The organism is Dyadobacter sp. LHD-138, assembly GCF_030929615.1.
Lineage (GTDB): Bacteria > Bacteroidota > Bacteroidia > Cytophagales > Spirosomataceae > Dyadobacter.
The window spans coordinates 49,276-75,910 of record NZ_JAVFVU010000026.1 but is presented as its reverse complement, the minus strand read 5'-3'; the positions used below and the strand labels follow the sequence as shown (position 1 = coordinate 75,910).

General features: G+C 44.0%; 20 protein-coding genes and 1 pseudogene. 8 read left to right on the top strand and 13 right to left on the bottom strand.

Annotated features, from left to right (window positions below):
• Positions 1 to 524 precede the first annotated feature (524 nt).
• Positions 525 to 878: a hypothetical protein gene (locus tag RB622_RS19075; RefSeq protein ID WP_308048200.1), complete on the bottom strand. Its 354-nt coding sequence runs from the start codon at positions 876 to 878 to the stop codon at positions 525 to 527.
• A 290-nt stretch (positions 879 to 1,168) separates the two neighbouring features.
• Here RB622_RS19075 and RB622_RS19070 point away from each other — a divergent pair, with 290 nt between their 5' ends.
• Both RB622_RS19070 and RB622_RS19065 read left to right on the top strand, forming a co-directional pair.
• A complete protein-coding gene (locus RB622_RS19070) occupies positions 1,169 to 3,481 on the top strand; it encodes a UvrD-helicase domain-containing protein (protein ID WP_308048199.1) in 2,313 nt (770 codons plus the stop codon).
• A 132-nt stretch (positions 3,482 to 3,613) separates the two neighbouring features.
• Positions 3,614 to 5,110 (top strand): DUF4301 family protein, encoded by a 1,497-nt coding sequence (locus RB622_RS19065; protein WP_308048198.1) that lies wholly within the window; start codon positions 3,614 to 3,616, stop codon positions 5,108 to 5,110.
• Positions 5,111 to 5,216: 106 nt separating this feature from the next.
• Here RB622_RS19065 and RB622_RS19060 read toward each other — a convergent pair whose 3' ends face one another.
• Both RB622_RS19060 and RB622_RS19055 read right to left on the bottom strand, forming a co-directional pair.
• Positions 5,217 to 5,690, bottom strand: coding sequence for an Lrp/AsnC family transcriptional regulator (locus RB622_RS19060; RefSeq protein ID WP_090340796.1), 474 nt, complete (start codon positions 5,688 to 5,690; stop codon positions 5,217 to 5,219).
• Positions 5,691 to 5,875: 185 nt separating this feature from the next.
• Positions 5,876 to 6,817, bottom strand: coding sequence for a GDP-L-fucose synthase (locus RB622_RS19055; protein WP_308048197.1), 942 nt, complete (start codon positions 6,815 to 6,817; stop codon positions 5,876 to 5,878).
• 96 nt (positions 6,818 to 6,913) lie between these two features.
• On the opposite strand from RB622_RS19055, the gene RB622_RS19050 reads away from it, so the two are divergent.
• Together RB622_RS19050 and RB622_RS19045 are read left to right on the top strand one after the other, a co-directional pair.
• Positions 6,914 to 7,936: a hypothetical protein gene (locus RB622_RS19050; RefSeq protein ID WP_308048196.1), complete on the top strand. Its 1,023-nt coding sequence runs from the start codon at positions 6,914 to 6,916 to the stop codon at positions 7,934 to 7,936.
• 72 nt (positions 7,937 to 8,008) lie between these two features.
• The gene (locus RB622_RS19045) at positions 8,009 to 9,706 is read left to right on the top strand and encodes a hypothetical protein (RefSeq protein ID WP_308048195.1); all 1,698 of its coding nucleotides are present in this window, start codon (positions 8,009 to 8,011) and stop codon (positions 9,704 to 9,706) included.
• Between the two features lie 7 nt (positions 9,707 to 9,713).
• Here the strand turns inward: RB622_RS19045 and RB622_RS19040 are convergent, their stop codons facing one another.
• On the bottom strand, positions 9,714 to 10,988 hold the full coding sequence (locus RB622_RS19040; RefSeq protein ID WP_308048194.1) for a D-alanyl-D-alanine carboxypeptidase: 1,275 nt from the start codon (positions 10,986 to 10,988) through the stop codon (positions 9,714 to 9,716).
• 148 nt (positions 10,989 to 11,136) lie between these two features.
• Here RB622_RS19040 and RB622_RS19035 point away from each other — a divergent pair, with 148 nt between their 5' ends.
• The 4 genes from RB622_RS19035 to RB622_RS19020 all read left to right on the top strand — a co-directional run bounded on the left by RB622_RS19035 (position 11,137) and on the right by RB622_RS19020 (position 15,232).
• Positions 11,137 to 13,062: an ATP-dependent DNA helicase RecQ gene (locus RB622_RS19035; protein WP_308048193.1), complete on the top strand. Its 1,926-nt coding sequence runs from the start codon at positions 11,137 to 11,139 to the stop codon at positions 13,060 to 13,062.
• On the top strand, positions 13,059 to 14,480 hold the full coding sequence (locus tag RB622_RS19030; RefSeq protein ID WP_308048192.1) for a DUF5723 family protein: 1,422 nt from the start codon (positions 13,059 to 13,061) through the stop codon (positions 14,478 to 14,480). The genes RB622_RS19035 and RB622_RS19030 overlap by 4 nt, the downstream gene beginning before the upstream one ends.
• Positions 14,481 to 14,816: 336 nt before the next feature.
• Positions 14,817 to 14,894 (top strand): hypothetical protein, encoded by a 78-nt coding sequence (locus RB622_RS19025; RefSeq protein WP_308048203.1) that lies wholly within the window; start codon positions 14,817 to 14,819, stop codon positions 14,892 to 14,894.
• 14 nt (positions 14,895 to 14,908) lie between these two features.
• Positions 14,909 to 15,232 (top strand): HigA family addiction module antitoxin, encoded by a 324-nt coding sequence (locus tag RB622_RS19020; RefSeq protein WP_308048191.1) that lies wholly within the window; start codon positions 14,909 to 14,911, stop codon positions 15,230 to 15,232.
• A 63-nt stretch (positions 15,233 to 15,295) separates the two neighbouring features.
• Here the strand turns inward: RB622_RS19020 and RB622_RS19015 are convergent, their stop codons facing one another.
• From RB622_RS19015 to RB622_RS18975, 9 genes and pseudogenes are all read right to left on the bottom strand, one after another.
• Complete coding sequence (locus RB622_RS19015) at positions 15,296 to 15,604, bottom strand: DUF6787 family protein (protein ID WP_308048190.1); 309 nt, start codon at positions 15,602 to 15,604, stop codon at positions 15,296 to 15,298.
• 6 nt (positions 15,605 to 15,610) lie between these two features.
• The gene (locus tag RB622_RS19010) at positions 15,611 to 16,342 is read right to left on the bottom strand and encodes an RluA family pseudouridine synthase (protein WP_308048189.1); all 732 of its coding nucleotides are present in this window, start codon (positions 16,340 to 16,342) and stop codon (positions 15,611 to 15,613) included.
• A gap of 54 nt (positions 16,343 to 16,396) precedes the next feature.
• Positions 16,397 to 17,215 carry a 3-methyl-2-oxobutanoate hydroxymethyltransferase gene (panB, locus tag RB622_RS19005; protein ID WP_308048188.1) on the bottom strand — a complete coding sequence of 273 codons (819 nt, stop codon included), beginning with the start codon at positions 17,213 to 17,215 and terminating at the stop codon, positions 16,397 to 16,399.
• Between the two features lie 238 nt (positions 17,216 to 17,453).
• The gene (locus RB622_RS19000; RefSeq protein WP_308048187.1) at positions 17,454 to 18,662 is read right to left on the bottom strand and encodes a peptidoglycan DD-metalloendopeptidase family protein; all 1,209 of its coding nucleotides are present in this window, start codon (positions 18,660 to 18,662) and stop codon (positions 17,454 to 17,456) included.
• Between the two features lie 227 nt (positions 18,663 to 18,889).
• Complete coding sequence (locus RB622_RS18995) at positions 18,890 to 19,720, bottom strand: DUF4292 domain-containing protein (protein ID WP_308048186.1); 831 nt, start codon at positions 19,718 to 19,720, stop codon at positions 18,890 to 18,892.
• On the bottom strand, positions 19,710 to 21,452 hold the full coding sequence (locus RB622_RS18990; RefSeq protein WP_308048185.1) for a tetratricopeptide repeat protein: 1,743 nt from the start codon (positions 21,450 to 21,452) through the stop codon (positions 19,710 to 19,712). Before RB622_RS18990 ends, RB622_RS18995 begins: the two co-directional genes overlap by 11 nt.
• A gap of 153 nt (positions 21,453 to 21,605) precedes the next feature.
• Positions 21,606 to 24,038 (bottom strand): TonB-dependent receptor plug domain-containing protein, encoded by a 2,433-nt coding sequence (locus tag RB622_RS18985; RefSeq protein WP_308048184.1) that lies wholly within the window; start codon positions 24,036 to 24,038, stop codon positions 21,606 to 21,608.
• Between the two features lie 602 nt (positions 24,039 to 24,640).
• A pseudogene (gene tnpA, locus RB622_RS18980) lies at positions 24,641 to 25,103 on the bottom strand (IS200/IS605 family transposase).
• Positions 25,104 to 25,154: 51 nt separating this feature from the next.
• A complete protein-coding gene (locus tag RB622_RS18975; protein ID WP_308048182.1) occupies positions 25,155 to 26,489 on the bottom strand; it encodes an amino acid permease in 1,335 nt (444 codons plus the stop codon).
• Positions 26,490 to 26,635 lie beyond the last annotated feature (146 nt).

The window sequence follows — 26,635 nt, the reverse complement described above, 5'->3', positions numbered from 1 at the left end:
CTTAAACGAACTATCTTGTTACTCTCTTCATCATGTCAAAGAACTGTGCTCCATCACTTCCGGAACTTGTGGCAGTGATCGTTTTCAGCGCCGTATTACCCGATTGGGAGTGCAAAAGTCCTACTTTTATTTTTAAGATGCAAGCCCGGATGCAAAGTATTTGGAAAATAAATAAACAAATTTTGTAAACGCCTGTAAATCAAAAATATCTGTCTGGAAATATTTCCATGTTTTTTTCAAAAAGAAGGTATTGACAATACAATACCTGGTTGAAATCATGGTTTAAACCGCAACGGATAGCTTTGTAGATAGCGGCTCACTTTCTATTGAGGCGTGGGGAGAAGAGAACAGGCCTTGTTTAGTAGTAATCAGTGGCGTTTTGCAAGGACAGGTTTGGATATGCTGGTTTTTACGGTTTGTCGGTGTGATTCTATATGATGTAAAACGCGGGTGGTTTTGCATCATATAGAATTGAATGGGTTCAACGGGATTCTTATTAAGGCCTTTCGTTCGGCAGGGAAAAGTTACAGCCCCCTGAAATACTCGATCACGTGCATCTTCAAAAGCGCTTCCTGTTTGTCCAGGCCGCCCTGGGGCAATGCTCTGTTCAAAGTATAATGCGGCCAGCCATCTTTATCTGTTTTTTCAAATACATAATAGGAAGACAGACTTAACACTTTACAGATTCCAATATGCATCAAATCTTGCTTTTGTTCTTTTGTGAACCTTTTTGGCCCCTGCCCCAGCTCCTGCACCCCGATCAGGAACAATACGCCATTTAAATCCGTGGGCCTTTTTCCCAGTGATTCCTCCAAAGTCTGAAGTAAATGTTCCCATTGTGCTTCCAATGGCTGGTCTTCTATATTTAATGTGCTCATAAGTGTTGTCGTATTGTTAAAAGTGCCCCGGTCTTAAATTACCTTCAACCGTCTCAAACCAGGACAATGGTTTACATCTATATATAGGAAGGAGATCAAAGAAATTTTTGATTCCGGATCAAATCTCCGTTATGTTTCTGTTTTATCAAAACCAATAAGCAGAAGCAGACGTTCTATTTGTCGTGATGTTTTAGTTTTCCCGTAAAATGATGGTAAACTCTTGATCATATATGGAATAGAAAAGAGTGCTTTTACGGGTTTTTCCTAACTTTGGGTTTTGTGCGATAATAATGAAGACTACAGATACGAATAATATAGATAAGGAAGGGGATCGTTTGAGCAAGATTGATTATCTGAATACGCTGAATGAGCCGCAGCGTCAGGCTGTAGTATATGGCAATGGCCCTTTGATGATCATTGCCGGTGCCGGTTCTGGTAAAACACGTGTGCTTACCTACCGGATTGCCCATTTGATCGAAAACGGCGTAGATCCGTTCCGTATTTTATCCCTGACCTTTACCAATAAGGCATCCGGTGAAATGCGGAAACGTATCGAAACGGCTGTGGGAACGGAGGCGAGAAATATCTGGATGGGTACTTTTCACTCGGTTTTTGCAAAAATTCTGAGGATTGAGGCAAGATATATCGGTTATACCAGCGATTTTTCCATTTATGACACGGACGATTCCAAGTCCTTATTAAGGAGTATCATCAAAGAATATAACCTGGACGACAAGGTTTATAAGGCCAATGTGGTTTATAACCGGATTTCCGGCGCGAAGAACAGGCTCGTTTCTGCGGACGATTATATGAACAACAGCATAATCCAGGCAGACGATGACGCGGCTAAAATGAAGGAAATCGGCCGGATCTACAAAACCTATGTAACGCGCTGTTTTCAGGCGAATGCAATGGATTTTGATGATCTGCTTTTCAATACCAATATCCTGTTCCGGGATTTTCCGGATGTGTTGTATAAATATCAGCACAAATTCCAGCACGTGATGGTGGATGAGTTCCAGGATACCAACGTTTCACAATACCTTATTACCAGAAAATTATCGGCGGTTAACCGGAATATCGTCGTCGTTGGTGACGATGCGCAAAGTATTTATGCTTTCCGCGGGGCGAACATTGAGAATATCCTGAATTTTGAAAAGGATTTTCCAGACGTTCACACGATCAAACTGGAACAAAATTATCGTTCAACCAGCACGATTGTCAATGCTGCGAATTCAGTCATTGCCCGAAATAAATCCCAGCTTAAGAAGGAAACCTTCACGGTCAATGAGGAAGGTTCCATGATCGATGTGATCAAAGCGGGTTCAGATAACGAAGAAGGACGTTTGGTAGCCGGAGCAATTTTTGAAGAAAAAATGCAGAAATCGCTCAAAAACGAGAATTTCGCAATTCTTTACCGTACCAACGCCCAGTCACGTTCGTTTGAAGAAGCGCTCCGGAAACTTGGAATCAAGTACCGGATCATCGGCGGACAATCTTTTTATCAAAGAAAGGAGATCAAAGATCTTTTGGGTTACCTGCGTTTTACGGTGAACCAACGCGATGAAGAGGCTTTTAAAAGGATTATCAATCTGCCTAAACGTGGGATTGGCGACACGACTGTTGCACGTATTACCGTAACGGCTGCGGAAAATAACGTTCCGATATGGGAAGTTGTCAGCAATATTGGGCATTATGCAACAGGACGGACGATCACACCCATTGAGCAGTTTGGTACCCTGATCAAGAGTTTTATGCTCATGCTTGATCAGGGAAAGGATGCTTTTGAAGTGTCGTCGCACATTGCAAAAGTATCGGGTATTCTTCGCGAATTGTATGAAGACAAGACGGTCGAAGGCCTTTCCCGTTACGAAAACGTTCAGGAATTGCTGAATGCGATCAAGGAATTTGTGGATGACGAGGAGAACGAAGATAAAACATTGAGTGCGTTCCTTCAGTCGGTTTCGCTTTTGACCAATGCGGACGAACCGGATGAAAACGAGGATAACGACCGGGTAACAATGATGACCATTCACTCGGCCAAAGGTCTGGAATTCAGAAATGTGTTTATCGTCGGCCTGGAAGAGGATCTTTTCCCAAGCCAGATGATGCTGGAAAGTCGCCAGGATCTGGAAGAAGAACGTCGTCTCTTTTATGTGGCGATCACGCGGGCGGAACAAAAGCTTACTTTCTCCTATGCGGAAAGTCGTTATCAGTGGGGGCGCTTGAAAATGTGCGAGCCAAGCCGTTTTTTACTGGAAGTGGATCAGAAATATTTAAATGTTTCGCAGTCATTTCAGCGGGAAATGGGGCGTGACAGCGCACCGTCTCCGATGTCTTTTGTGAAAAATCTGGTTCCGAGAAGGTCTGCGGAGCCAAAGCCGGCTACCGGCGCAGCCGCACATACGCCGTCATCTGATTTTGTCCCGAGTGATACCCAAAACCTTGCTGAGGGCGACAAAGTGGAACATTCCAAGTTCGGTTTTGGCACGGTTGTTAAAATGGATGTGAACGGGACAGACCGCAAAGCGACGGTAAAATTTGATACAGTTGGTGACAAAACTTTACTGCTTAGCTTCGCCAAATTAAGAATAGTGAAATAAATCATATTGCATAGTTATAGTGCGATTGTATAGGACTTTACCTAATATAAACCACGCACCGCCACAAGACTCATTAACTTTTAATACTCTCATGGCGATGTTCTAATTTTTGATTTTTTAAACAATTAAATTATGTTCATCGAAAAAGACCTTCAACAGATTCAGGGCCGCGGAAGTGATGCCACAGTAGTAGAGGAACAAGTGCAGTATTTTGTAAATGGATTTCCATTTCTTCATCTTTCAAAAGCAGCGACGGTTGGAGACGGGATTATCCGCCTGACCGATGCACAGATTGAGGAAGTAACCCATGAATTTGACAAAAGCGCAGCAGAAGGAGAAGTCGCTTTATTGAAATTTGTGCCAGCTTCCGGTGCTGCAACACGTATGTTCAAGTCGTTGTTCAGCTTTTTACAGGAAGACAAGAAGGATAAATCTGTGGATGAGTTTTTCACAGAACTGCCGGAATTCGCTTTTTATGATGACCTGAAAACTTCTCTTGCCGCCGATGGGCATGATATTGCCACGGCTGACGAAAAAATAATTGTTTCTTACTTTCTGACAAACAAGGGGTTAGGTTATGGTGAGTTGCCGAAGGGCTTATTGAAATTCCATAATTATGAAAGCCGTTCACGTACGCCGCTGGAAGAACACCTTGTAGAAGGCGCCAGTTATGCCAATGCGGGCGGAAGTGTGCAAATTCATTTCACGGTTTCTCCTGAGCATCGTGACAAGTTTGAAAAACTGGTGGTGGAAGTGCTTCCTGCCTATCAGAGCGAGTTTGGCGTGAAATATATGGTGTCGTTTTCAGAGCAAAAAAACGCTACGGATACCATTGCAGTGAATATGGACAACTCACCTTTCCGTGAAAAAGACGGAGGTTTGTTATTCCGTCCGGCCGGACACGGTGCTTTGCTGGAAAACCTGAGCCAGCTGGATGCGGATATTATTTTCATCAAAAATATCGATAACGTTGTTCCGGATCGTATCAAGGGAACGACCGTAACCTATAAAAAAGCATTGGCTGGTATCGTTCTGGACTTCCAGAAAAGAATATTTGGCTATCTGGATAAGTTACAGAATCATGCCGATGCTTCTTTGTTGGCCGAACTGGATGCATTTTTCCGGAATGAACTATGTGTTGTACCTCCTGCGACCTATGAAAGCTGGTCGGACGATCAGAAAAAAGCCTATTTCGTTGGGAAACTGGATCGGCCGTTACGTGCCTGCGGGATGGTGAAAAATCAGGGAGAACCTGGTGGCGGACCTTTCTGGGCGGAAAATGCGGATGGATCTTCTTCTCTTCAGGTTGTAGAATCTGCACAGGTTGACGTCGATAATGAACAGCAAAACGGCATTTTCAAGAATTCCACACACTTTAATCCGGTGGATCTGGTTTGCGCGATCAAAAACAAGAACGGAGAATTATACAATCTGAAGAAGTTCCGTGATCCTTTGACAGGCTTTATTACCTATAAGTCGAAAGACGGAAAAGAGCTGAAAGCGCAGGAGTTGCCGGGGTTATGGAATGGCTCGATGGCAAACTGGAACACGCTTTTCGTGGAGGTGCCGCTGATTACCTTTAACCCGGTAAAAACAGTGAACGACCTTTTACGGGAACAGCACCAATAGTCAATAATCAGACTGACAGATAAATAAAAACGTCGAATCCTTTATTGGGTTCGACGTTTCTTTTGCAGGAATAACTCCTAAATGTCATGCTGTCAGGGGCAAAATTTCAAGGAATTGGTAAAACCTTACTTTCTTTGAAAGTAGACAAAATCACCATCGTTTGTGTGCTTGCCACTTCTTCAATTTCGTTTATTTTTTCCAGCATCAGCTTCTGATAGGTGCTGATATCCTTAGAAATTACTCTTAACAAGAAATCGCCTGTACCTGTAATGTGGTGACATTCGATTACTTCTGGTATTGCATGTATTTTTTCAACAAATGATTCCGTTACAGCTTTTCTGTGACCTACCAGAGAGATTTGTACAAAAGTACTTACACCTAATCCAACTCTTTCAGGCTCAAGCTGTGCGTGATAGCTCTTAATGATACCTGACTGCTCAAGTTTCTTTACACGTTCCAGTGTAGGTGCCGGTGAAAGCCCTATTTCCTTTGAAAGTTGTGCGTTCGTTATCTTGGCATTCGTTTGTAAGATCTCCAGTACTTTACGGTCTATCTGGTCTAATTTAATGATAGCAGACATTTCTTATTACATGGTTTATAGTATAGCCCATTTTTTAGGACGCTGCAAAACTAATTAGTTTCCCGAAGATAATTATAATTTTATATCGAAATTTTGTCAAAAAAAAGAATTTTAATAGGTAAAACAGCTTTTTAGTGCTGAATTGTTGGGTAATACTTTTAGATAACCCATTAATATCAATTTCGTTAAACGGAATAAGCCTCTATTTTCTGTAAAAAATCCTGATATGTTATACGTATCCCATCGGTCAGATCTGTCTTATGTTTCCAACCCAAAGCATGTAGTTTGCTCACATCCATCAGCTTTCTCGGCGTTCCGTCCGGCTTATCCGTATTCCAGTGAATTTCGCCTTCGTATCCTACCGTTTCCTGAATAAGTTCAGCCAGTTCTTTGATCGAAACATCATTGCCAACCCCGATATTTAGGAAGCCCGGTTCGCTGTAATTTTGCATGAGGAAATAACAGGCATCGGCCAGATCATCGGCGTGCAGGAATTCGCGCAACGGCGAGCCCGTTCCCCATAGTTCAACAGCTGGCTTGTTGTCTTCCTTGGCCTCATGGAATTTACGGATCATGGCCGGTAACACGTGCGACTTGTTGAGGTCATAATTGTCATTCGGGCCGTAAAGGTTCGTAGGCATTACCGAAATAAAATCACAGCCATACTGACTGCGGTATGCTTCACACATCTTGATCCCCGCAATTTTAGCGATCGCGTACGGTTCGTTGGTCGGTTCCAGCGTGCCGGTGAGCAAAGAATCTTCGTGCAGCGGTTGTGGCGCCAATTTTGGATAAATACAGGATGAACCAAGAAAAAGCAGTTTTTTTACATCAACACGATAGGCGCTGTCGATGATGTTATTCTGGATTTGCAGGTTATCGAACAAAAATTCGGCACGGTAAATGTTGTTGGCCATGATACCACCCACTTTTGCAGCAGCAAGGAAAACGTATTCAGGACGCTCGGTTTCAAAGAAATCCCGAACAGCAGCCTGATCGCGCAAATCAAGTTCTGAGGATGTCCGGAAAACAAAATTATTGAAACCTTCTGCAACGAGTTTGCGGTGAATTGCTGAGCCTACCATACCGCGATGCCCTGCGATATAAATTTTAGCGCTTTTTTCCAATGTGTTATGTAAATTTGTAGGTTGAAAAATCAATATCTTTAAGAACCAATTCGTTACAAAAGTAACAATCTTACCCTGAAGAAAAATTCAATACACATGCAAAGAGTTATTCTGGTCTGGTGTTTCTTATCCGTTTTCCTTGTAAAAGGGTCGTTAGCACAGACTGAAACAAAGGAATCCTCCCCACCGTCGTGGTTGCCGAAGGCCGCCAAAACGGATTCTGCCAATGCAAAAAAAAGAGGTTCCAATGATTTGAAATCATTCGTTTCCGGGCTTGATCCTGCCGCCAGCGCTACCCTGCCCGGCGGTCATAGCAAATCAACGTCGCTTACCCAGCTGTTTGGCGAAACGATTCCGGATCTGGGACTTAAAGTAAGAGAATACAAAAGTCAGAAAGCGGACCGGAAGTTAAAAAAGGAGAAGGCGCGGCTTGCCAAAGTGATGTATAAGGGCGTGCCGATGGTTGGAATGGATATTCGATACGGAAGCGGTGAACGGACAACCGTTGAAACATTTCATGTGTTGAAGGAAGCTAAGCCGCTGAATAATTATGCCCGCGCCACAGAAACGCGCTGGTATGATACCAAAGGCAAAAAATTAAGTTCGGCACTGATCAAGGAAAAGGAGAAATCACTGCTGCTTCACGGATCCTACAAAAAGTATGTGGGCGATAATCTGATGGAAGAGGGATTTTACTACATGGGCGTGAAAGACGGGCGCTGGGTGAAATATGATACCAAGTTTAACCTGGTCGATAAGGCAGTTTGGGATAAAGGTTTCCCGGCAGAGTCGCGGATCAGTTATTACGATTCGGCACATACCAAAGTAAAGGAAGTAATACCGGTTGCCTTTGGCGAAACCTCGGGAGAATATCTTGAATTTTATAATGAAGGCCAGTTGATGACCAACGGAAAATACGATCACGGTAAAAAAGTTGGACGCTGGGTGGAGTATTATCAATATCGTCGCCAGCGCAAGAAAGAAATTCAGTACCCTAAAACAAGCTGGGATGAAGAATTTGATCCTTTTGTACTCCGTGAATGGGATGAAAAAGGCAAACTGCTCTACGATTATACCAAAGATCCCCGCGCTTCGGTAGAAGAGGAAACTGAAAATTAACTACCCGGATGGATGGAAATTGCCGTCCATCTGTTTTCTTCGTGTGTTGGATTAACACAAGCAACTTCACTTATGTTTAAAGCTTTTTTAGATTTTGCCAGGACTAAAACCTGGCTGGCAGTAATCTTTTGTATCATTCCGGTTATTATATATTTTCTGGTGTTTAAAGTTATTGCTTTGAATGTCAATTATGTGGCATTTGACGATATCCTGATTCTGGGTGTTATTCCCGGTTTTGAAGACGCTGGCTGGCCTGAACGCTGGAAGCGGCTTACAGAGCTTTTTCCGGAACACCGGCTTGTTTTTTCCCGCTCTATCATTCTTTTTCTGCAATCGGTTTTTGGGACAATCAACATGATATGGCCGATGATCGTGGCTAATATTTGTTGGACCGGGTGTGCATGGATTTTTTACCAGGCGTTTCGTGGTTTGCGTCTTTCGATATGGTATTTTGTACCGGTGATGTGGCTGTGGTTTAATATTCAGTCTTTTGAAAATGTATTCTGGGGCGTAAGTTCACTTTGTAATTTCGGCGTTTTACTTTTTGTGTTGAGCGCGCTTTTTTTTGCGGCTTACCGTCCTAAACAATATTATCTCGCGCTATTGTTCGCTGTTATTGCCACTTTCACTTATGGAAATGGCTTAATGGTATTCCCTGTCATTGGTCTGATTGCCTGGCTGACGGGACGGAAAAAGGATTTTGTGATCACAGCGCTGGTGGTAGCTGTTGTCGCGGTCATTTATTTCATTGACTTTACGCCCATTACCCAGGATCTTGACTTTTCGAATCCAAAACAGGTGAAGGAAGGTTTCCTTGGCTACTTTGGTTTTATCGGTTCTATCGCCACAATTTCGGCTTACAATGGTATGCCAGGTGTGTTAATGTCGGCTGTCGTAACCGGGTTTGTATTGGTTGCGGGGCTGCTGTATATATATAGAAGGCAATTGCTTCCGCTGTGGCATGCTGCCTGGGGCAAGAAAGCTTATATCCATTCAGGATCGTTATTCGCCTTGGGCATTGCCGCTTTTGTGGCCATCACGACGCTGGCCATTGTTTACAAACGCATTCCTACCGATACTTTCGAAGGCATGTTCAAAGGCCGTTACCGCATGTACTCCACGCTTTGGTGTATTGCGATGTATTTTGGCCTGCTGTCACTTACATCGAGAGCCTTACTTCGCTTTTCTGTCGTTGCGATTGTGCCGTTTTCGATCTTCCTGAACCTGATCATCTTGCACAGCAATTTTGCTTTGGCCGTCAATAACCGCCGTGCTGCCATTGTGCAGGAGTTTAATGCCCGTTACAATGCAGACTGGCTGGGTGTGAAAATGTTCTCCATGGATCAGGCGCATTTTGAAAAAATAAGGGCCTATTACAAATCAGACGATCCTTTGGCAGAAGGCTGGAATCCCCGCAGTAAAACGGATTCTATTGCCTGTGCGAAGCTGTACGAGCCGGATACGGTGAAAAAAGAGGGCAGTTATATCGTCGTGAACTTCGAGCAGGATTTCTTCAAAACAGAAAAGGATTATTCGGATGGCGCCTATGTGATACTCAAATCCGCCGATCATACGTATGCATCTGCACAAACCCAGTACCCGGTTCCGGTGCGGACAACGTTGCGTAGGCTTATGTATTTCAACAAAGGTGCTTATGTGAATTTCCACGCAGCCACCATCGAGCCTGGTTTATACAGAATTTATCTTCTGGTCAGGAAAAATGGATTGAATACGATTTACTGTACCAGTAAAACCTGGAAAGAAGATTAGTACAGACTTAAAACTTACGGTGAATTTCAGTTAAAATCCGCTCAACTTCTTTGCGGACGTCCGCGCTTGGCCGGGTAAAGTTGTTGTTCATAAAGCTGAAAACAAGTGTTTTCCCTTTTTTGGTAACAAGATATCCGCTGAGGTTGAAATTGTTGCTGAAACTGCCGGTTTTGGCAAAGATAAAAGGTGCTTCACCCTTGAACATATTTTTCAAAGTTCCGGTACTTCCGCCATTGGGCAGAATTTTGAAAAGGCGTTCCTGAGGGACTTTTGCATAAATTTTTTGCAGCAAGGCCGTGATCGACCTTGGTGTAAAAAGATTGTAACGGCTCAATCCCGAGCCATCTTTCCAAACCAGAGGATCGGGCATGTCGCTCAGGTAATTCTTTTTTACATGGTCGATGGCTTTATCGGTATTCAAAGGCAAACCTTTTGTGGATGCGTATAACAACATAAGCTGATCAGCCAGCATATTGTCGCTCACCTGCATCATGCGCATGTAAAGAGAGTCAGAAGGGATGCTTTTTACCGTTTGCAGATCAATATTCAGCGGAATATGAATCAGTTTTACTTCTTTTTTCAGTGCATCGCTTAAAAGCTGAACGGTCAGCTGATCCGTCATGTGCACGGGAATATCTTTGGTTTTTCCGGCGGCAAGCGGCTTTGGAGAATAATGAAACAGGTTCTGAAATTCTTCTCTTTTTATACCGACTACTGTGGTATCGGGCTGAAGAGACTTTTCCCAGATCTTCGGTTTAACCCTGAACTGGCGTTCAGTTAGGCCCGTAAATCGTGCGATATTACCATAAACGGGCATCGGTGATATTTCCGGCTGGTAGTCGTCGTTGTAATCGCTCCACGCCCAGCCCGGGCCATATCTTTCGTCCTGAAAATTTGCCGGAGAGAAAAAGATCTGTTCTTTTCTGCTTTTCAAAAAGTCAATCACGGCGCTGTGCGGCAGATCGGGGTGAAATAGGGAAGGATCGCCGGTGCCGCGGATGATCAAAAGCTCTCCCCATTCCAGATATTCAAGCCCGGGCAGTGAGTCGCCCAGGGCGCATAAACCCGCGTAGAAGCTGAACAACTTGGTATTGGAAGCGGGATTAAAATATTTGTCGGATTGATAAGAAGCTAATGCCTTGCCGCCCGTTAGATTGTTAATGGCAACACCGGTATGCTGCTGGCTTAAAACCGGAGAGTTTTTTATTTCACGTTTTAAATAATGAGAAACCGAGCAACCAGATAATGAAAATAATGTAATCAGAACAAGAAGCGTGCGCATAGAAATCGGTTAAAAATAGACTGTAAAGTTAATATTTTCGGGTAAAAAACGAAGAAAGCGTTCGCTTAGTTTAAATGGCTTCCGATTTTTTGGAAAGCATTCCGTCTTCGAATTTACTAATTTGCGATTCTTTTGATAAACGTATAACATGAGTAACCTTCAAGCTGTCCTGAAACAATACTGGGGATATGACCAGTTTCGGCCTGTGCAGGAAGAAGCGATCCGTTCGGTACTGGAGGGGAATGACACACTATTATTATTGCCAACCGGCGGAGGAAAGTCGATTTGCTTTCAGGTTCCGGTACTGACGATGGAGGGCGTTTGCATCGTGGTCACGCCACTGATCGCACTCATGAAAGATCAGGTGGAGCAGCTGAAAAGGCGGGATATCCCGGCGGCGGCAATTCATTCGGGTATGAACCGGCATGAAATTGATATCACGCTGGACAACTGCATTCACGGGCAGACCAAGTTTCTCTATGTTTCTCCAGAACGCCTTCGGACTGATATCATGATTGCCCGGACGAAACAGATGAAGGTTTGTCTGCTGGCTGTGGATGAGGCGCATTGCATTTCGGCCTGGGGTTATGATTTCCGGCCTTCTTACCTGCTGATCGCTGATTTTCGTTTACTGATCCCGAAAGTACCGGTGATGGCACTTACGGCAACGGCGACGGAGCAGGTTCAGATTGATATCGTGGAAAGACTGGAAATGAAGCCCGCCAAGGTTTTCAGGCAATCTTTTGCGCGCGCCAACTTATCTTATTCTACTTTTTTGGAAGAAAATAAGGAAAGAAAGCTTCTTCAGATTCTGAAAAATGTGCCGGGAACAGCCATTGTGTATGTTCGGACGAGAAAACGCACGAAGGAACTTGCAGACTGGCTGACCAAACAGGGTGTAAGAGCAGCCGGATATAATGCCGGGTTACCCTTTAAAGAACGATCGGACCGGCAGACGGCCTGGCTTAAAAATCAGGTCAGGGTGGTTGTGGCAACCAATGCTTTTGGCATGGGGATCGACAAACCGGACGTGCGCGCGGTTATCCATTTTGACCTTCCTGATAACCTGGAAGCCTATTATCAGGAAGCAGGCAGGGCAGGCCGGGATGAAATGAAGGCGTTTGCTGTGGCACTTTTTAACAAAATTGACCTGGATGAGCTGGCCGAAAATGTAGAAAGAAAATATCCGCCAATGGAAGTGCTGCGTAAGGCTTATCAGTCGCTGGCAAATTATTACAAGGTGCCTGTCGGCGGTGGGGAGTTTATGGGTTTTAATTTTGATATACAGCATTTTACAGGAATATTTGGACTGGTCGTCAACGAAACGCATTATGCGCTGAAACTGCTGGAAGAAGAAGGTTTTATTCAGCTCAGCGAAAATTTTAATGATCCGGCCAGAGTACATTTTCAGGTTGATAACCGTCAATTATATGATTTTCAGATACGGTATCCTGAGTTTGATTCGTTTATCAAATTAATGTTGAGGCTTTACGGCGGAGAACTTTTTACGGAGTATATAAGGATTTCGGAAACAGAACTCGGACAGATTTATTTTGCGCCCGAGGCTGAGATCATCAAAAAATTGTCATTTCTGAAAGAACGTGGTATCGTGGATTATGAGCCTCGGAGAGATAAACCGCAGTTTTCTTTCCTGACACCACGATTTGATGCGGCACAATTGCCATTGAATGTTTTTGAAATAGAGCGGAGACGTGAGCGTGACAGGCAGAAAGCGAGGGCGGTTATCCAGTATGCATCCAATAAAAACCGGTGCCGGACGCTCCTGCTGCTGGAATATTTCAATGAGATGGATGGAACGGAATGCGGGGTTTGTGATGTATGTCTGAAAAAAAAGAAAAACGAAACGAACGGTGCCGTCAACGAGGAATTGGGCAATGCTATGCTGCATTATTTAAAAGACCATGGTTCCGTTACACCGCGTGCGTTAAGTCTTGTATTTGAAAATGTACCGGAAAACCTCTTTTTGCAAACATTGAAATACTTAATTGAAGCAGAAATTGTCCAATATGACAACGTTGGAAAATTAAATTTAAACAGCAGATATCATTCTTGAAAAAGCGACTTTACAATCTCACAATACTGATCAGTTTTTTTGCAAGCACGGCCTATGCCCAGCAGATTCCAGGACTTGTTGCCAGTAATTATGGCGGACTTTACAGAGCCACGGAAAATCCCTCGGTGATAGCGGGTTCGCGATACAAATGGCAGGTGAATCTGGGGACGATCGGCAGCAGTATCAACCATCGCTATTTTGTGTTTTTGGGCAAAAACTCGCTGTTTTATCCACTTTTAGCACCACATTCCAAAGACGAACTGTATGGGCGTTCGCGCACGATGGGATCGCTTACAGATAAAAATCCGATCTATCTGGCTAGTGAAATTCGCTGGCCGTCTGCGATGTTCTCGATCGGAAAATATCAGGGACTGGCTTTTCAGCTGAGGACGAGAGGATTTGTGCAGGGAAAAAATGTTCCGGATGAGGTCAGAAACCTGTATTTCAAACGACTGGATACCGGATTGGCGGAGGTTGCCCGTCAGGAATGGGGTGATTTTAGCCTGGTTCAGCAGAGTTTTTCAGAGATGAGCGTTTCTTATGGCATACAGTTGTTGGATCTCGAAGCCCATAAGCTGCGGGTGGGAACGACGATTAAGAGGGTTTTTGGGGCAAGAATAGGATATGTAAAGGGTTCCGTACAGGATTTTCAGGTTCGGCAGGTCGCCGGGGCTTCGGATGAAAACGAGCTGGTATTGAATAACTTTTCTTACGAAAACGGATACAGCCAGGCTAATCAGAAGCTGAATTTGGGTGATATTTTCAGCGCGGATAAATATGCCGCGGGCTGGGGTTATGACCTGGGCGTGACTTACGAACTGGGCGATTTCTGGGAAAATAAGGAAGAAGCTTTTGACCAGAGCCCGAAATATTTGCTGCGTTTGGCGGGATCTTTAACCGATATCGGCTCCATAAAGTACCGTACGAAAGACAGCCGGGTTGTCACGGGTAGCCAGCAGCAAGCCATTATTGGGCAGAAGGAACTGGAAATTATTGGAAATGAAGGTGCCGACGGATTGATGAATTTATATCCGGGAACGGCTGATACGACCTTTAACAGGCGTGTAAAACTTCCGCAGGCTTTCCACTTGGAAGCAGATATTCAGCTGGTAAAAGGCTTTTTTGTAACGCTGGCGCAAACAAAAAGATACAGGCCCAGAACAAATAATCCGCTGGACCTGACCCAGCCCAATGTCTTCACCATTACGCCCAGGTTTGAAGATGAGGACTCGGATTTTGCCTTCCCGATCTCTTTTATTCAGGGAAATAAAAAGGTTGCGCTGGGCGCTATGGCACACTTTGGGCCATTTTTTATTGGTTTCAGCAATATCAACGGACTGGTAAAAAAAGGTGGAGCCAGAGGAAGCATGGCTTATCTGGGTTTTTCTGTTTGGAAGTTGAAGGATTGGAAGAAGTAGGGATTGTAAGGTAAAGTCACTGGATAGAAAAGAAGTTGTCGTGCTTTTTGGAATTTCTTTTAATTTAACCCGCTTTGCGATAAAATAGCAAAAATGTAAAAATAGTGATTGACACGTGGCACGTTCCATTCGTGTTATGATTGTAAGTTTCAGACACAAAGGTTTACAGCTTTACGCGACCAAAGGCGACCGTTCAAAGCTACAACAAAGCCACGTTGCAAGAATTAGGCTGATTATTAGCCGTCTTAATAGAGCAACAGAACCAGAGATGATGAACCAAGCAGGATATTATTTTCATGCCCTGAAAGGCGATTTAAGGGTTTTTATTCGGTCAGGGTGTCGGGAAATTGGCGCATTATCTTTCGTTTCGAGGGAGAGAATGCCGCAGACGTTGACTACATAGATTATCATTAAACAGGAGGAATAACATGATTTTATTTGATCCCGCCCATCCGGGCGAACTTATCCGCGAAACGCTTGACGGAATTTATGAGGAAACAGGCAAAAGGTTTACAGTTGAGCAGGTTGCCACAATATTGGGGACAACGCGTAAAACCCTGTCGGCTATTATCAACGGGAAATCTGCCGTGTCCCCAGAAATGGCAATTCGTTTAGGTGCAGCGTTTCCCAACACGACGGCAGAATTTTGGTTAGGGCTACAGGAAGATTATAACCTAGCGCAAGCTAGAAAGCGCGTGGATGCATCTAACATTCGTGCAATATGGCAGCCAAAGGTGTTGCAGCCAGCCTAAATAATCCCGAATTCGTCAATCAGACGAATTCGGGATTATTTTTTATTGTAAAAATCAAATGACTTAACTTTTTCTTCCAAACAACCTGCCAATACTCCTGAACATCCTTTTTTCAAATTCCAGAAAGAAGGCAAATTTTCCCCATATCCAGCCCCAGGCTAATAAAACAACCTGATAGAGCGGAAGGATAATAAGAATATTTACTGCCCAGAGCATCCAGGATGGTGTTGATTCCTTTGTCAGTCCCACCAGATCGAAAAGGGCGCGCTTGATGTATAAAATCGAAAACCCGGTGCAGGCGAAAACCAATAAAATGACTACTACATCCCATCCGGTTTTTACATTCCAGCGTTCCTTTAATTTTTCAATCATAAATGGTTATTCGTATAAAAAGCCCAGGTGTTCTGCTTTGATTGGTTCGGTATCCAGCGGTAGGAATTCTTCCCAGAATGGGTCATTCGGTACGCCGGCTTTACAAATAATAGGTTCTTTTTTAACCGGATGTTCGAAGAAAAGACGGCGTGCGTGCAGGTTAATGCTGGCGTCCGGATTTGCTTTCGGATATCCATATTTCACATCTCCACGAATCGGACAGCCCATAGAGGCCAACTGAACGCGGATCTGATGCGGACGCCCCGTTACCGGTGTTATTTCAAGTAAGTTAAATTTGTTGACATCGCCCAAAAGTCTGTAACTAAGTTCTGCACGCTGTGACCCCGGTACTTCGTAATCATAAGCCGTGGTAACATTTCTGGATTCGTCCTTGATAAGCCAGTGCACCAGTTTGCCTTTCTTTTCCGGCGGACGGTTTTTTACAACGGCCCAATAGGTTTTCTGAACGTCACGTTTACGAAATATTTCGTTCATCCGTTCCAGTGCTTTTGATGTCTTGGCAAATACGACCAACCCACTCACGGGACGGTCCAGACGGTGCACTGTGCCCAAAAATACGGCTCCCGGCTTGTTGTATTCCACTTTGATATAGTCTTTTAACATATCAAGAAGCGGTTTGTCACGCGTTACGTCGCCCTGTACCAAAATACCTGGCTCTTTGTTGACGATCAGTAAATGATTGTCCTCGTATATAATTTGAAATGGACGCTTTGCCATAATACTCTGTTTTTAATATTTTCTTTTTCAACTGGGAAAAAGAAAAGGAGGTGATCAATAAGACTCTTTCTCGTCCGGGAAAGATTTGCCTTTAACATCTTTAATATAATTCGTAATGGCCTCGTTCATGATGTCATTCAAATTGGCATACTGGCGAAGGAAACGTGGCTTAAAGCCTTTATTTATGCCCAATACGTCATGCAAAACCAAAATCTGTCCATCGGCATGAGGCCCCGCTCCTATTCCAACCGTAGGAATGGATATACTTTCAGAAACCTGTTTGGTCAGTGCGGAAGGAATTTTTTCTAAAACCACAGAAAAACATCCGATTTCATCCAGCATTTTGGCGTCTTCCAAAAGCTTTTTCGCTTCAACTTCTTCTTTGGCGCGTACGGTATAAGTACCAAATTTATAAATCGACTGCGGCGTAAGTCCCAAATGTCCCATCACAGGAACACCTGCGCTTAATATCCGCATCACGGATTCCTTAATTTCCAGTCCTCCTTCCAGTTTTACTGCATGAGCACCCGATTCTTTCATGATACGAATGGCAGAACGAAGCGCTTCACCGGAATTTCCCTGGTACGATCCAAACGGGAGATCCACCACAACAAGTGCACGCTTCACAGCGCGTACAACCGATGAGGCATGATAAATCATCTGGTCAATCGTTATCGGCAGCGTGGTTTCGTGTCCGGCCATGACGTTTGAAGCCGAGTCTCCCACGAGGATAAGCTCAACGCCAGCAGCATCGACGATACCAGCCATCGAGTAATCGTAAGCCGTTAAACAGGATATTTTTTCTCCCCGCGTCTTCATTTCCTGAATGATGTGGGTCGTTACGCGTTTTATATCAGAACTATGTACAGACATGGTGGTTATCTTTTATTCGGTATTAACAACCGCAAAGCGGCAAACTATTATTTCGGAACATCTTAGAACACAAGCACTAAAAGAGTCCGATAAGGCAATGCCTTAACATTAACCATTTATCATTAAGCAGCTGTTGGCAACTAGCTATATGCGATTAGCTCTGTAACCGGGTGATTAATAACTTATTATAAAAATCAATAATATAAACTAATTTTTCACTACTACTTAACAATTAAAACTATCTTCTGATCAGCCAGCTTTCCGGGTTAAGACGGGACGTATTTTTCCAGATCTGAAACTGAAGTTCGGAAGTTCCGTCACCATCCGTCGCTACGCGGCCTATGGTTTCTCTTGCTTTAATTTTCTGGCCTGCCGTCACGGTCACACCCGACATTTTAGCATAAACCGTCATATAATTTCCGTGCTGTATCGCAACCACATTGCCCATTCCCGGCATTTGTGTCACATCCAAAACAACACCATCGTAAACAGATTTTACAATTTCTCCGGCATTCGTCTGGATATCCACACCGAGGTTATCCACCATTACACCTTTCAAAACCGCGTGCGGACGCTGTCCAAAGTGGCCGGAGATAAATCCTCTTGTCGGCCACGATAAACGCGATTGAGAAGCTGCAAATGAGGAAGCAAGTGTCACTTCTTCATCGCTCATCCCGCTGGAGGAAACCACAGGCTCTTCCTTCGGTTCTTCTTCCACGACTTTTGCCTCGCCCTTTTTCTCCCTTTCCGCATTTTCGCGTGCTATACGCTCCCGTTCCGCCTTCCTTTTGGCCTCACGCTCGGCACGCTCTTCTCTTTCACGTCGTTCTCTTTCCCTTTTTTCACGTTCAGCAATCCGGCGGATATTCGCTTCAAGTAAGTTGGTTGCCTTACGATTTTCAGCCAGTTGGTTACGCAGCTCCACTTCTTTTTGTGAAAGCTCCTGAACAACCTGATCCTGTTTTGTCTTTAACCCTTCGAGTTTGGTATTTTCCGAAACTTGCGTTGTTAAAACGGTCTTTTGCTGTTGTTGCTTGGAAGTAATACGCTGACGCTCTGCCATCAGTTCCCTTTCAAGCACTTCCATCTGTTTTACCTGGCCTTGGCGGGCTTCGGTATATTGTTTCAAATACTTATAACGTAAAACAAACTGGTTGAAAGTTCCCGAAGAAAACAGGAAAATCAACTGGTTCATATAGACATTCCGTTTGGAAGCTTCATAGATCATGTCGCCATATTCATCCTTCAGCTTGCCCAGATCGTTTGCTAAAACCTGACGCTTTTTTTCAAGCGTTTTAAGTTCACCATCCAATAGTTTTAAATCGTCGGAAAGCAGATCAATTTTTTTCTTAAGTGTGTTAATCTGTTGGTTTAAAGCGCGGAGCTGACCTAAGTTAACTTTTTTCTGAGAAGATGTCTGTTTCAGAATGCCCTGAATTTCATTCATCTTGCTCTGGTTCTCACTTTTTTCCCGTTCCAGTTGTTCACGGGTCTTCTGAGCGAATACGCTGATGGACGTACAACACAAAAGAGTCAGTACTAGAAATAAACGTCGATAATACGGTTTGTGAAAGGGCATATTCGTTTTTCTTGCTGCCAAAATACCTTAAAGGGCACGTAAAGTTAAGCAGACTTCACGTTTTTGCGCCTATAAATGCGTGGACAATCTGTTATTTACCTTTTGCGTGTATAACTTGAAGGGATACTGAACGGGAATCCGGGACTTTGGTTCAGCAATTCAACCTTGTTATGTTTGATGCGCATGGTGGTCTGGTAAAACTGCTTGTCTTTTTGCGACTGGACATCGAGTTTAATCAGGCTGCTGAAAGGAAACAGAAAATTATTCACATCCTTAAAATCTTCATAACTAAGCGTAAACGTATTTTGAGTCGGTGTTTCCACGGCTTTTAGACGTTCCAGTTTCAGATTTTTTTCACCGATATAATTATCGATATCGATGCGTCCGCTGTTTTGATGCAGCGTAAAAAACTCGTTTTCTTTATAAAATTTAGGATCACTCCCTTGTTCAATCGGCAGATTTCCGACGATAATGGATTGCAGTAATTTAAAATTCAGCTCAAAATTATATTGCTTGCTGAGCTGGGCATAACTGAATACAAAATATTCTTTATGGAATTTATCAAGAAAAACGATGGAATCGGGGGTTATTAAGCCACGTCCCACCTCAAAACCAATCCCGGTTACCGAGATCCAGATCAGACTGTCTTTTTTGATCCTGATGTTCACATTGGTATTCTCGAAATCCTGCGTACTGCTGCGAAGCGAAAATTTGGATTTGGCCGTAAGGTAGTCGAACGCAATTTCCTGAACTTTTACAGAAACTGTTTCAACTTTGGCTACTGAATCGGTTTTTGAAGAATCAATGGATACAAAACCAGAATCTATAATGGGCTTGGCTGTGCCTTGTACAAGATGTTTTTTGTGGCATGAAGTTAACCAAATACATCCTATGGCCATAAACCATACCGTAATCTTATTGCTCATGTAACGTTCCGGTTGCTATTTTTTTGTCAAGAAGTTCTGTTGTTTCACCCATTTTTTTAGCCTTTTTCCACTGTAAAACCGCGTTTTCGCGTTCGCCCAGTTTGAACAGCACGTCGCCATAATGCTCAACAATCGTACCGCTGACGTTGTTCGTATCGCGAAGTGCCTTTTCAAGAGACTCTTTTGCTTTTTTGTAATCTTTTCTGATATACAAAACCCAGGCATGCGTATCCAGATAGGTGGGGTTATCCTGGTGCTGCTGAACCAGGCGCTCAGACATTTTTAACGCCAGATCCAGTTTTTCTTTGCGAAGGGAAAGGAAATAACTGTAATTATTTAAAACGTGGTCATTATCAGGATCTTCCTGAAGTGCCAGGTCGTAGGAAGCATCGGATTTTGCATTATCGCCCAGGCCGTTGTATGCGTCGCCCATCTGGGCATGGATATAGGGATGCATGGACTTATCGGTAAGCAGTTTCATGCTTTCTTCCAGAGATGAAATGGCTTTTTTGTAGTCCTTTTTCATCAGATTGGCCATCCCGTTGAAATACCAGAGCATGCCCTGATTCGGAAAAAGTTCCAGTGATTTTTCCGAATGGGCAAGTAAACTATCCACCTGGTTAAGTTCTCCGTCCAACTGTAATATTGCGCCCCAGGTTTCATAAACAGCGGCATCAAGCCTTGTCGCCTTTAAGTACAGATCACGGGCTTCGGCTTTTTTCCCCTTCCGCACCAGTAAATCGGCGTAAATAACGTTGGTACGTGCTTCATTCGGATGGGTTTCGGCAAGTTGTTTCGCCAAAACAAGCGCTTCATCCGTTTCCTTTTCTGTTTTAAGCATCGTCAGATAGCCAGAAAGAACACGGATTTTTGGTTCTGAATCGAGGTTTGGATTCGCAAAAACAAGCTTCAGTTCCTGATTGCACTTTTCTACATCACCGTTCCGACGATAAATATCAGCAAGTAGTACGTGTGCCTGCGCTTCATCCGGATTAATTTTTAGCGCTTCCTCCAAAGGAGCCACGGCTTCGACGATGCGGTCGTTGGCGATCAGCATTTCGGCAAGCTCTACGCGGTAGCTGACTTCGTTAGGTTCCGTATCAATCAGTTTTTTTGCCTCAGCCAGGGCTTTATCCAGCTTATTTTGTCTTAAATAAAGCTGTTCTTTCTGGTGCGTTATTTCTTCGGTTACCCCAATTGATTTTTCCAGAACATCATACGTCTGGATTGCTTTATCGAACTGTTCGTTAAAAACATAAACCGCGGCAAGTTCAATACCATATTGAATATTCTCGGGGTTGCGGGCCAGAAGCGGTTCGTAAATCTGGGCAGCTTCGGTATATTTTCTTCGTTTGGCGTACAATTCGGCCAGTTGCTGGGCATAAAAAAGATTTGCCTTATCGAGCTCGTACGCCTTTTTTGCCGGAATAATGGCATCATCCTGCCTGTCAAGTTTCAACAATGCGGTGGCTACCAGATAATACCCGGCCGGGTCCTGGGGACTTTTTTGCGTGATTTGCTCAAATATTGGCAGTGCCCGCGCCGGCTGGTCGGTCATCATATATTTCATGCCTTCCGCAGTGAGCGTTTCTTCTTCCAGACGAAAGCCGCCGGTAGAAACAATTTTTTCCTTTTCACGGCTTTTGCTTCGGCGCTGAGCGCTCACGTCCTTGATTCCGGAAGCCAGAACAAGGCCTGTTAGCAAGAATATCTTCAAAAATTCTGTCCTCATATTTTGTCATGTTGCCCATCAGAAACTGAGACAGACTGGCTATTTCAACATAAATAGCAAAGGTATGATTTTTTTTCCGGGTTGGTCGGCAGAATTCAATGTCTGCCGTTGATTACTAACGTATTTTAGAACGTAATCTTATAACGGGGCTGTCTAGCGTACCGAATAAGCGGTTTCAGAAAATCCCGGTACGCCATACGCACTCAAAGCTTCGGCGCGAATTGAGACGTTTGTACTGGCATCGGTATTAAAATAACTGAATTTCACCCTGCCATCTTTACCCGTTTTAAGCATAGGTGCCCAGAAGATCGTTGACCGAAAATCGGGCCGCACGTCTTCCGGTCGTTTGAGATCGTAACGCGGCGCATAAAATACCCTTGGCGTATCGAAACCGGCAATCTTTGATACGGTGACACCGGGGGTAATATCCTGGGAATAGTCGTAATTGCTATTTCCGCGTTTTGTTAAAATTGAAATAACCCCGCTTCCTCCCCGACTGCCATAAATAGCCGCCGACGCCCCTTTTAATACATCGATTGACTCGACATCGAAAATAGACATGGAGGTAATCATGGCTTTGTCAACCGGCATGCCATCCAGCAAAAAAGTAGGTTCTGTCCTGCTTCCGCGAATGGAAATCGATGCATTAGACCCGGACCCGGAAACCATGACCCCGGCAACCCGGCCCTGAAGCATATCCAGCACGGTTTGTGCGCCACCAGTCATTTGTGGCGTGATTTTTATCGATGCGTCGGCATGGCTGTATAATTTTCTGGAATCCCGCACCTCTTCTCTTTTTCCTTTAATGGTAATTTCTTTCAGTAATTTCTCCCGGTTCTCTCTTATTTTTCGCTCAATCTCCAGATACTCTTCTGCCCGTTTTAAGTAGGCCGCCATTTGCAGGGCATCGACGGTTATCGGAAAAAACGGAATGCTGGAAATCGTAAATTTAGGCGGATCAAAAGGGATCAGGTTAATATTCAGACTACTGCTGTTTTTGGCGTTCATGCCCTGGAGACGAACGTTCAGGGAGTCCTTAAAAATCAGGTTGTCAAGGGAGAAAAGTCCCGTTGCACCTGTTTCGGTTGTCAGAAAGGTATTGATGCTGTCATTGGTCAGAAAAACGGATAACATTACTTTTTCAACGGGTTTTCGGTTGTTCTTTTTTACTTCGCCCTGAATGGAAAAACCCTGTTCTACGAAACGGCCAGGTTGTGTGTGGTTATCCTTTAAAACATCGTCCCAGCTGAACCGGCGCCATCCCTGTGTCATCATCAGCAAATCCAGCTTAATCTTTCTGTCTCCGTTTTTTTGATCAAAATAATAACCCGGCTGTTCAATATGCCCTCGCAGGTCGGAAGAAAGGAGTAAATAGGAAACAATATTCTGATCATTAGGTTGCTGCGCAATTTGTCCGGCATCCGTGACAGCAACGGAAAGATTGGTTTCCACTGGTTTTCCGGCACTATCGGTAACCATGATTTCCACATCCGTTTTTTCCCGGGCGCTGAATGCGTTTTTATTTGTGCTGATCTTCATATGCAGGCGCTCTCCATGATCAATAAAAATCAGCCGTTCGCAAACGGGCTTGTTCTGGTGATCGAAAAGTGTAAGCTGTGTTATGCCATCGGGCAGGTCTGCGGTAGGGATACTAACCTGTAAACCTTTTTTTGATATTTTACCCTTGGCTGCAAAAGCGACCAAACCGCGGGTATGGGCTATAATATTTACTTCTTTATCAGTATTGTCAGGAAAGTTGGCATAAACGAGAACCCGCATTTTTTCCGTAGTCGTCAGGTTATTAACCATCATGGTATATCCTTCGGCTTTCACTTCCGGGAAGTCAAAGCGCTGATAAGGCTCCGATTTTTTACGCAAAAATGCCGCGTATTTATGATTGGCAAGGGGTTCAAAGGAGAACCGGCCTAAGCCTAAATGCTCGCTTTTCAGTGCGGCGACGGTGTCGTTGTTTTGATCCAAAACGTATCCGGTTACATCTGCTCCGAGCCCCGATTCATCAACAGCTTTTAGTCCTACACGGGTACTCAGTCCTGCAACAAGCTGCCCGCCTTCGGGGAAAAACTGAACATCCAAGGCGGCCGGTGCCTTTGCCGGCTTCTCTACGTCATCATTAAAAACATAAATGTCTTTGTGAAAGAAATAGTCTTCGGGGAAATTTCGCATCCAGTTCGTGTATGCACGGATGGTGTATGCACCTTTGGGCAGAGCGTCGTCCAGTTTGATGTCTCCGGAGCCATAACCGCCGTCCAGTTTCACGCGACGCAGGGAAATATTTTTACCCGTTCGTTTTTCAACAAGGTCAACATAAAGTACCTGGCTGGCGCTATCGGCAAAATGGACGGAACCTTCGGCCAGATAGGCTTTGAACCAAAGCGTGTCGCCCGTGACATAATGAGGTTTGTCGAGATGGAGGTATGCTTTTTCCTGGGGAAAGACCCGGCGGTACTCCTGCAATTTGGATAAAATGAGTTTTGAGAAATCGTCCTCAGTCCACTTATAAGAAGTAAGAAGGAGAAGAGCGCCAATCAGGATTGTTGATTTGAAAAGCGTGTGTTTAAGAGGCATGGCTATTGATTTATGGATAAAGGTTACAAAATGGATTTTATCATGTTTTTTTGAATAAATAATGTGAACTGGGTTGGTTAGTATTTCTTCTTTCACCCCTTCGGGGTTTTAATGAATGGGTTTTTGTTCCTTTTTCTATAATACTGCCATCCCTTCGGGATTGTGGACGATCAGTTATTGGTATCTTTTTATCCGATTTATTGATACTTTTTGAATCGCCTTTCTGTGTCACCCCTTCGGGGTTTTAATGATTGGCTTTTTGTTTCTTTTTCTATAATACTATCATCCCTTCGGGATTGTGGACGCTCGGTTATTGGTATCTTTTTATTCGATTTATTGATACTTTTTGAATCGCCTTCCTGTGTCACCGATTCCGGATTGTAATGATTAACTTTCTACCTTTTCCTACAATACAATCATCCCTTCGGAATTTTGATTGATGATTTTTATTAACGTTTCCACTATTTTGTGTCGTCTTCTATCCTTTACAATCCCGAAGGGATGGCAGTATTATAGAGAAAACGTAAACAACCCGGATCCCAAACCCGGAACGGGTGACAGAAGCGATGCGATGAAACCATTAGACGCCCAATTTTCAAACGCTATTCAATCCAATCAAACAAATATTTTTCATCATAACCGATTTGACATTTGTTTAACATATCTAAATATTCTTCCCGGAATGTTCTTTTCTGGTGGTGGATTTCCTGATTCTTTATGTACTTAAATACCGACTCAACCTGAGATTGACCATATGAAAATGCGCCGAAACCTTCCTGCCATGAAAACTCTCCCGGCGACCATTTTCTTTGAATTGATAAAATTGGACGAATTGTTTTTAACATCGCGTACAAGGTCGGAAATGGAAATGGATGGTTTAAACCCGATAAATAAATGGATATGGTCGCTCACTCCGTTTACTATAATCGGCTTTTGACCTTTGCCTTTGATGATGCCTGCGATATATTCATACAATGCTTCCCTGAATTCCCGCCGTATTAAATTTTCTCTCCCTTTTACTGCAAATACCACCTGGATGTACAGTTGTGAAAATGTACCTGACATAATAACTGAATTTAGTGTGTGAATCCATTAAGATACAGGAAGTTAATTAATTTAACGATTCAACCGTTGTACCACGAGAAAAATCGGATAACTTATTACTAAAAACAGCAGCGCATACCAGCTGCTGGAAATATCCTGGAAAATGGCCGAGACCAGAAATGCCAGGGAGATAATGAGCATGAGGATGGGCAAAAAAGGATAAGCGGGCACTTTCCACGGGCGCGGCAAAAGCGGTTCTTTTTTTCGAAGGGCAAGCAGTGAGGCAAAGCCAGAGGTATAGCCTAACACAAAGAAGAATGTGGCAATATCGGAAAGTTTTTCACAGGCTTCCTTACCTGCCAGTATCAGTAAAATAGCAACGGTAGCAGTAATTGGCATCGCCAATGCCGGCGTTCCGCCTTTGTTCACATAAGTGCCTGCATTGATAAAAAGCCCGTCGCGGCTCATGGAATACAGCACCCTTGGGTTGAACAACATTTGCGCGTTGACAATGCCCAGGATGGAGACCATCAGGAAAATGGTTACAATTTTACCGGAGCCATCCCCAAAGATTAACCTGATGGCATCGGCAGCGGCGAGTTTTGAATTGGCCAGATCATGCATGGGCAGGATATATAAGATGGCCATGTTGCATAACAGATAAATCACGATAATCAGCAAAACACCGCCAATCATCGATTTTGGAAGGTTTTTACTTGGGTCTTTGTCTTCTTCCGTGAAATAGGCAGCCGTATGCCAGCCGTCATACGTATAAAATATGGCCTGAAGTGAAAAGATCAGCGGCCCAATAAAACTGCCTGTCTGGATGATTTTACTGGTGGTCAGACTGGCATCAGCAGGTGATATTTCTTTGCCATAAATAAAACAAACGGCGACGAAGGTGAAAAGGCCGACTGCTTTCAGAAAACTCATCACGTTTTGAAAATTACTGGCCAAAGCCAGTCCTATCCAGTGTATTCCGGTCAGGACTAAAAGAATTGTAGCGGCAATGTACGCTTCGTATCCCAATAGTGAAGGAATTAAAAGCGCCATATATTCGCTCATGGTGTACACGCCGAAACCCAACGCAGCACAGGTGCCAAGCCAGCTGTTGATCCCGACGACAAATCCTGCATAATTTCCAAAGGCCCGCTGGGCATACACGTACCAGGCCCCTGCTTTCGGGACTGATGTCCCCAGTTCAATGGTGCATAATGTGCCGAGAAAAGCATAAATACTGACAGCAATCCAGACGGTCATGATAAGCCAGGGTTCTCCCAGTTGTGCTGCAATCGGTCCTGGTTTTCGAAGTATGCCGGTTCCGATTGTTCCGCCGATGGTGACGGCAATGCCGAAGCCGACGCCTAAGATTTTAAGAAGTTCTTTTTTGGGAGAAGGTTGCTGCATAGGAGTGTTCTGAAAAGTGCTTCTTCGAAAATAGTTAAAGTTTCGGAAACTTGTAGAAATCACTACCTAATTGTAGATCAAGGCTATTGATCAAAACGCAAAAAAAATAGGGTGCGGGCAAAAATGCCTGCACCCTACAAAAAAAT